The sequence below is a fragment of the Candidatus Trichorickettsia mobilis genome, from assembly GCF_034366785.1.
Taxonomy (GTDB): domain Bacteria; phylum Pseudomonadota; class Alphaproteobacteria; order Rickettsiales; family Rickettsiaceae; genus Trichorickettsia; species Trichorickettsia mobilis_A.
On sequence record NZ_CP112951.1, the window covers coordinates 1 to 6,680 of the forward strand.

A 6,680-nucleotide genomic window follows, 5' to 3' on the forward strand; every position below is an offset into this window, starting at 1 on the left:
ATCTTTTACCTTCTATTCCTTTTGCTTTTATATCTAGTATAGATAATTTATCTTTTTTAAAGCTCTTCGGGTTATAGGGATTAAGTAACGTTACTTCCGTAATAATTAACCCATCCTTGCACTTGTGCATTAAACATCCTCGCCAGATCAGTAATACTTTTATCACTTCGCAGATGTAGTTTCCAACTCCGTATCTCTTTTCTAATACGGTTTGCAGCTTGATTACTAATTACAGGTGTAAAGTTAACAAAAGCCTTCCCGTGCTTATTCATGGATAACCTAGGTCGAAATGTATAGCCAAGAAAGTCAAAACTCTCACACTTATATGAGCCTCTTCGATCTACATCTTTGCAATACACTACCTTCGTCTTTTCTGGATGTAATTCAAGACCACATTCTTTTAATCTGATCTTAATTCCTTCCAGCACTCTCTCAGCCTGCTTTTGCGAACTACAATGCGCTAAAATATCATCGGCAAAGCGCTCAAATCTTACTTCTGGAAATTGTCTTTTCATCTGATGCATGAAAATATTTGCCAACAATGGACTCGCTACTCCCCCTTGGGGGGTGCCAAGCTCCCTTTCGATCAGTTCTCCACTCTCTAACTGTAGTGTAGCTTTAAGCCACCTCTCAATATAAAGATGAATCCACTTCTCATCAGTATGGAATCTTATGGCTTTCATCATCAGTTTATGATCTAGATTATCAAAGAAACCTTTAATATCCAAATCAATACACCAATCTTGCCGCCAACATCGTTGCCTTGCTACTCCTACTGCATCTAATGCAGATTTCCCAAGACGGTATCCATAAGAATCTTCATGGAACTTTGGTTCTACTATTGGCTCCAAGTAGATTTTAACCACTGACTGAGCAATTCGATCCGATACAGTTGGAATCCCTAACAAACGTTTACTGCCATCCGATTTTGGTATTTCTACTGCCCTTACGGGTGGTGGAAAGTACTTACCAGATGACATTCGGTTCCATAACTTATAAAGGTTATCTTTTAGGTTTAATTCAAAATCTTCAATGGATTCTTCATCAATCCCATAAGTACCTTTGTTAGCCTTAACTCTTTCCCAAGCTGCCATTACACTTTTCTTGGAAATACAAAATGGTTTTGTTTTATTCAATTTAGTTCCTTCCAATTCTCATTAGTTGACTAACCAATAAAACGAATAATTCAACTCCTTCGCTCCACCAACTTTCGTTAGCTTCTTCACTACTACGAGTCAATCCGCCCCTATGTTCTGCTTTGGTACTCAGATCCTAATGGTGCTTCCACTTGAATCGCTCCCTTAACATCAGTACATAGGTTCCCACGTTCCATACAAAAGCCTGAATCAAGTTCACGCCACCTCTATGCCGGAGACCACTTGGCCAGTAAACAGGTTCCCGCCAAATTTATCCCGAGTTAACGACTACCCCTCGGTTTTGATCTCGTCTATACGCTTTCGACACTTCAGCAGTGGTTTAATCTCTTCATCTCCTTGACTCTTACCTGATACCTTGTAAGATACCTTTTCTCTAACGCTCACCACCCTGGCTTTTAACCAACGCAGCTTAGAGTGGTTTGAATCCTCTTCCTGCAAAGCGGCTTCGGAAGACCTACTTCCATCTCTCATATAGTTGCGCACAAATTCAACTTACATTTATGACTCAATGCAATCTCCTTTATACTCGTGGCACACCATCATTAGCAAAACGATGTAGTTTCCACGGGTATTCCATTCTATGCCATATTTTATCTATAAGATTTAGGTAAATATTACTATATAACGGCGATATAGGAGAACCTTGCGGTACTCCTACTTTCGTTTTACCCACTTCATCTATGCCAACTTTTAAGCTTTGCTTTATCAGTCTTAACATAGCTCCATCACTTATTTTCTGACTAATTAATTTTAGTAGATTACAGTGAGGAATGCTATCAAAGTATGATTCAAAATCTATCTCAACTACCGTAGCGGCTCGATCATATAAATCTTCTCTAATTGCTACAGAGGCTTATTTTGCATTGCGTTTTGGCCTATGCCCATAAGAGCAGTCATGAAAATCCGCTTCGAATATTGGTTCAATCACTATTTTCATTGCTGTTTGCACTACTCGATCTTTTATATTCGCGATTCCTAGTAGACGTCTTCCGCCTTTAGGTTTCGGTATTGCCACTCGTCTTATAGATGAAAACTTGTAGCTTTGATCTTTTAATGCTTGCTGCAACTCATTAATCATTTCTTTTTCATATCCTGTTGTCACAATTTGTTCAATCGTAACTCCATCATTTCCTGCCGCACCTTTGTTAGCCTTAACTTGCTTCCAAGCTTCTTGCAACACATCTGTACGCCAGACTTTATCGTATAAGCTATGAAACCTGTAGTTTACCTCCTGCTTGGATTTAAGATATAGAATTCTCTGGAGTTGACTAACTTTACTTGTTCCGTTCCTAGCTGTTACGCAATCGGACATTCTCAACTCTTTTAAATTACGTTACTAAAGTAGAGCCCCTTTTCTCTCAATATATTTCCATATCGATACAAACGATACTATGGGGGCTCAGCGGACTTCTTGTATAACCTCTATGGATTTCGGGGTTACTTTATACCATAGCGTTCTTTCAGGCCAAGAAAATTTATACAAGATCTCCCGACCTACGACGAAATACATTCCCAACGTGCAACCTCTTGTACTCCGGCACCCACAAGATAGTTCAAACATCCATTAATTCTTATCTTTTACTAGCCTTCCCGTGATTACGATACAGTCGGCAAGTGCATTATTTCTTTTACGAAGCTAATTTGAGTTCACTTTTGTTGTAGCCCGTTGTTTTGCATACAGATCACTTAAGCCTATAAATCACTCTATAAACTCGATCCTTGCTAGACCTCCAAATGGATAATTAAGGTCAGAAAGACTTTCACTTCCCTTGTATTTCGCCTGCATCGGCGTGCCGTAATCAAACGAAACTAGAGGTTTGTCGTTACTCATAATGGTATTTTTTTATTTTTATTATCTAACATTACCCAATTTGCTATTATAACCTAAATTACCATAAAATGCCAAAATAACTAACCTAGATAATATGAATTACTTCCATAAAAACTTCATGGTAAGAATTGCAGAAACTAAAATCAGCGAATATAGCTTAATTACTTTTGGGTATTTTAGCGGAGTCGGTGCTAATCCTAATAACAGCCCCTATACCTGAAACGCTAGCATAAAACAGAGGTATACTGCATATTGAAAAGAAAAGTTTAAACAGATAGCTGTTAAATATTAGTAACCATAGCTTATCTACCGGTAATACACCAAAAGTAGTTAAAAAACTAATTACGATGGTTGTATCTACAAATAAAGAAATTGCGGTACTACCGTTACTCCTAAGCCATAAATATTTGTCTCCGGTCAATTTGCGTATCCATAAGTAAATTCTGATATCTATAAGCTGAGCTATGTAACAGGCAATAATTGAGCCAAGAAAAGAAACACCGTACAAACCAAAAACCTTATGGAAAGTATCATTATCAATTTTAGACCAACTTGTTGCATTTAATTTATCCATAAATGCTATAATTAATGCTACCGTTATATTAAGAGCTAAGGCTAACTTAACGCAAAAGTTAGCTCTATTTTTGCCGAAAAATTCAGCAATTAAATCCGTAAGCATGAACGTAAGCGGGTATAATATAGCTCCAACCGATAATTCAAAAGTATAGAAGGGTAAAATAGGTAAGAATACAAATTTCTGGTATATTAAATTGCCCATTACTATCAGTACCGCAAATAATGCACACAAGGTAGTATAGACTCTGTCTTTACTTTCATTCATAGCTTGTCTATTTTTGCCGCTAAAATAAAATCATTCTCGACAAGACCGCTTATCTTATGTGTCCATATTTGAACAACACATTTGCCCCATGAAATTGCTAAATCAGGGTGGTGTCCTTCCGTTTCTGCTAGGTCGGCTACTTTATTAGCAAAATCCATTGCTTTAATAAAATTGGGAAAATGATATTCTTTATATAATTTGCCTGATTTATCAATAATCCAACAATTATTTAATTCCAACAATAATTTCTTGGCTATTTCAATAGATAAAGACTCAACATCTCCAAGACAAGGTGTACAATTTTTGTTTGTTAAAGACACAATAAGCTCACTATTCATTTTTCAAATGATTTTATAAATCTATCCTAAACAAAGACTTTGAAACCATTCTAACTTCTCTTGATGCTTTAAAGGGTCAAGTAACTGCTTATCGTTACCCGAAAACCTACTATATGCATCAAATATCTCTACCGGTATATTAATAGAAGACCCGCCGTAAATATTTGAACGTAAGTAATTGATTTCTTCTGCAACTTTATCTTCCGTCAGTTCAATATACCAAGCTCTGTGTTTATCATTTTGATTCATGCTCCATTTATAGCCACGTGCTTTTAATAAATCCTTACTTTCATAGGGAGAATTATTTGCATACAGTTTAAATCTTACGGCTAGAGCATTGACGAGTAATTGTTTTAATACGGCTTGCCGCGAGTTCAGTAATTCTTGGGCTAAAATATGTATCCCCGCAAGACAGTCGACAATTGCTCTGTGTCCCTTAAAGAAGAAATTATATTTATATGCAATGTATTCCAGTTTGTGACTTGAGATTCCCTCGATTTTCCAATCGATATCATACATTGAACAACCCCAAGCTTTAAGTGCAATATTAGGAAAAGTCATCTCAAGGAAAACTCGATCAAATCCAGCATTGTGGGCAATGATTATATCTACATCCTCTAAGTAAGACGCTACTTCATTTTCATTTATTTGATGGCCTTTTACCATGTCGTCGGTAATACCGGTTAGCTTACTAATTACTTCCGGAATAGGCATATTCGGGTCTTGATAAGAACTAAATTCATCTAACAGACTAAAAATACGACCGTCTTGAGTATATTCAAATTTGACCATACCCAGCTCAATCAGTTTATCCTTATTGCATGACAAGCCTGTAGCCTCAATATCTAGAAACACGCCTATTAACTTATCACTAGAATCGTCCGTATTATAAAACTCCGGCTTTTTATATTTTTCAGTGACTCGATATTGATCGGATTCACTTAAAATTGCGGCTAGTTTTTTTAGATCATGAGCTTCCATATTTACTTGTGCTTAATTTCATCTAGAGAGCTTAACGGTTTTGCGTTGTCTGCTTTAATTAAAACATATTTACCTTCGGTTTTTGCAGCGATCCATCGTCCCAGCTCATCAAGAGGCAGGTCTTTGTCGGCTTGATAAAGCCAATTAAGCAATAGTGATTTGTTAATCGTATTCTGAGGTTCTTTATTCATTTCGCATGCTTACTTATGTTTGACGCAAACGGCACTTACCGTTGATCGGCATGCTATCATAACATAACAAGATCAAAATTACTAGAACCGGATAAATATTCAAAAGTAAGATCAAATCCTAATAGCTTCACCTTTATGAAAATTCAAGTGTACGCTTCGTCGCTTATCAAGCGCACTTGAGTTTTCATAAAGCTTACGCTTTTTGCTGCTTCAAGATGAATGCACAAGCTGCATTCATAAGGAGTAAATCCTTATTGTTTCAAATTAACCGTTCATTATGAGTCAAATTTATGCAGAACTTTTTTATTAAACACAATATAGACGAGCTAATATGCTACGAACCGAAAATCTTGGATAAGAAAATAGCCTTAGCTTGTCGTCTATTTCCTGTTAGCAAAAGCGAATTAGAGCTATTAACCGCAATAGACGAAATCAGCGAGGACGAATTGTTCGAACGACTAAGAAAATATGTAGATTGCGTTTTGTCTTCCGAGAGAGTAAAGCAAAATTTAAAAGCATTAGAAGCTCTAACAAATAATAACAAGACTAGGATCAGCCCGGATGCACTGAAGAATTATACGGGTTGGGGAAGTTTAAGGGATGCAATTTTTACACCTTCAATATATAGGGAGTTAAAAAAGCATTTAAACGACGACGAGATAAGTTCTATTAAAAAAACTTTAGGTAGTGCTTATTACACTCCCGAGCTATTGGTAAAATTTATTTGGACTGCTTTACTACGTATGGGTTTTAGAAAAGGGGACATATTAGAACCCGCCGTAGGAACTGGTATATTTTTAGATCATATGCCCTTGAAAATAAAACAGGCAAGTAATATCGAAGCTATAGAAATTGACCGAATTACCTGCAATATTTTAGTTAATAAATATTCCCAAATTAATTTAAGTAACTATAAACTTACTTGAAACGATCTGGGGCAAAGTACATGACGATGCGTTAAAACATTATCAAAAGCTAAAGTTATAAGTAGCCGTACGCAAAGTGAACGGGCTTCTGAGATCGCTATCCATTAAACTTGAACCATCAGAAAACGGTAACAATCGTGATATAAGCGAACTGAGCGACGGCCAGGTATCTCTGCTATACTTTGCTCTTTCTATTGCCATTTATGAAATCGAGCAGAAACACCATGCTTAGAAAATAGAAGGCTTTAAGAGCTTGTCTTGAAAGTATTTTTAAAGATCGGCAGATTCGGCTAATCTCCTAAGCATAATAGTAATCATATTGATATAGATAATATGTTCAGAGGTTTTAGGATTATGCTCATAGCCCTTGCTCATTAGTCTAAAATTATTAAAACAAGCAAAAGTACGTTCAACT

Annotated in this window: 8 protein-coding genes and 1 pseudogene; 1 reads left to right on the top strand and 8 read right to left on the bottom strand. The window is 36.5% G+C overall.

Going from position 1 to position 6,680, the window contains the following annotated elements; all coding sequences use genetic code 11:
* Positions 1–80: 80 nt before the first annotated feature.
* The 7 genes from ltrA to Trichorick_RS08935 form a co-directional block, all read right to left on the bottom strand.
* Positions 81–1,136: a group II intron reverse transcriptase/maturase gene (gene ltrA, locus Trichorick_RS08905; protein WP_323739302.1), complete on the bottom strand. Its 1,056-nt coding sequence runs from the start codon at positions 1,134–1,136 to the stop codon at positions 81–83.
* A gap of 541 nt (positions 1,137–1,677) precedes the next feature.
* A complete protein-coding gene (locus tag Trichorick_RS08910) occupies positions 1,678–1,998 on the bottom strand; it encodes a reverse transcriptase domain-containing protein (protein ID WP_323739309.1) in 321 nt (106 codons plus the stop codon).
* 12 nt (positions 1,999–2,010) lie between these two features.
* Complete coding sequence (locus tag Trichorick_RS08915; RefSeq protein WP_323739303.1) at positions 2,011–2,469, bottom strand: hypothetical protein; 459 nt, start codon at positions 2,467–2,469, stop codon at positions 2,011–2,013.
* A 676-nt stretch (positions 2,470–3,145) separates the two neighbouring features.
* Positions 3,146–3,829, bottom strand: a complete 684-nt coding sequence (locus Trichorick_RS08920; protein WP_323739304.1) for a queuosine precursor transporter — start codon at positions 3,827–3,829, stop codon at positions 3,146–3,148.
* On the bottom strand, positions 3,826–4,167 hold the full coding sequence (locus tag Trichorick_RS08925) for a 4a-hydroxytetrahydrobiopterin dehydratase (protein ID WP_323739305.1): 342 nt from the start codon (positions 4,165–4,167) through the stop codon (positions 3,826–3,828). Before Trichorick_RS08925 ends, Trichorick_RS08920 begins: the two co-directional genes overlap by 4 nt.
* A gap of 21 nt (positions 4,168–4,188) precedes the next feature.
* Positions 4,189–5,148: a 3'-5' exonuclease gene (locus Trichorick_RS08930; protein WP_323739306.1), complete on the bottom strand. Its 960-nt coding sequence runs from the start codon at positions 5,146–5,148 to the stop codon at positions 4,189–4,191.
* 2 nt (positions 5,149–5,150) lie between these two features.
* The gene (locus Trichorick_RS08935) at positions 5,151–5,339 is read right to left on the bottom strand and encodes a hypothetical protein (RefSeq protein ID WP_323739307.1); all 189 of its coding nucleotides are present in this window, start codon (positions 5,337–5,339) and stop codon (positions 5,151–5,153) included.
* Positions 5,340–5,629: 290 nt separating this feature from the next.
* Here Trichorick_RS08935 and Trichorick_RS08940 point away from each other — a divergent pair, with 290 nt between their 5' ends.
* Entirely contained in the window at positions 5,630–6,265 is a 636-nt protein-coding gene (locus Trichorick_RS08940) for a class I SAM-dependent methyltransferase (protein ID WP_323739308.1), read from the top strand.
* 270 nt (positions 6,266–6,535) lie between these two features.
* Here the strand turns inward: Trichorick_RS08940 and Trichorick_RS08945 are convergent.
* Positions 6,536–6,680, bottom strand: a pseudogene (locus Trichorick_RS08945) (IS5/IS1182 family transposase); the annotation flags it as partial.

Excerpts from the sequence above, each read along its gene's own strand:
- Trichorick_RS08920 (WP_323739304.1), bottom strand. The coding sequence starts at position 3,829 with ATGAATGAAAGTAAAGACAGAGTCTATACTACCTTGTGTGCATTATTT.
- Trichorick_RS08915 (WP_323739303.1), bottom strand. The coding sequence starts at position 2,469 with ATGTCCGATTGCGTAACAGCTAGGAACGGAACAAGTAAAGTTAGTCAA.
- Trichorick_RS08935 (WP_323739307.1), bottom strand. The coding sequence starts at position 5,339 with ATGAATAAAGAACCTCAGAATACGATTAACAAATCACTATTGCTTAAT.
- Trichorick_RS08940 (WP_323739308.1), top strand. The coding sequence starts at position 5,630 with ATGCAGAACTTTTTTATTAAACACAATATAGACGAGCTAATATGCTAC.
- Trichorick_RS08925 (WP_323739305.1), bottom strand. The coding sequence starts at position 4,167 with ATGAATAGTGAGCTTATTGTGTCTTTAACAAACAAAAATTGTACACCT.
- Trichorick_RS08930 (WP_323739306.1), bottom strand. The coding sequence starts at position 5,148 with ATGGAAGCTCATGATCTAAAAAAACTAGCCGCAATTTTAAGTGAATCC.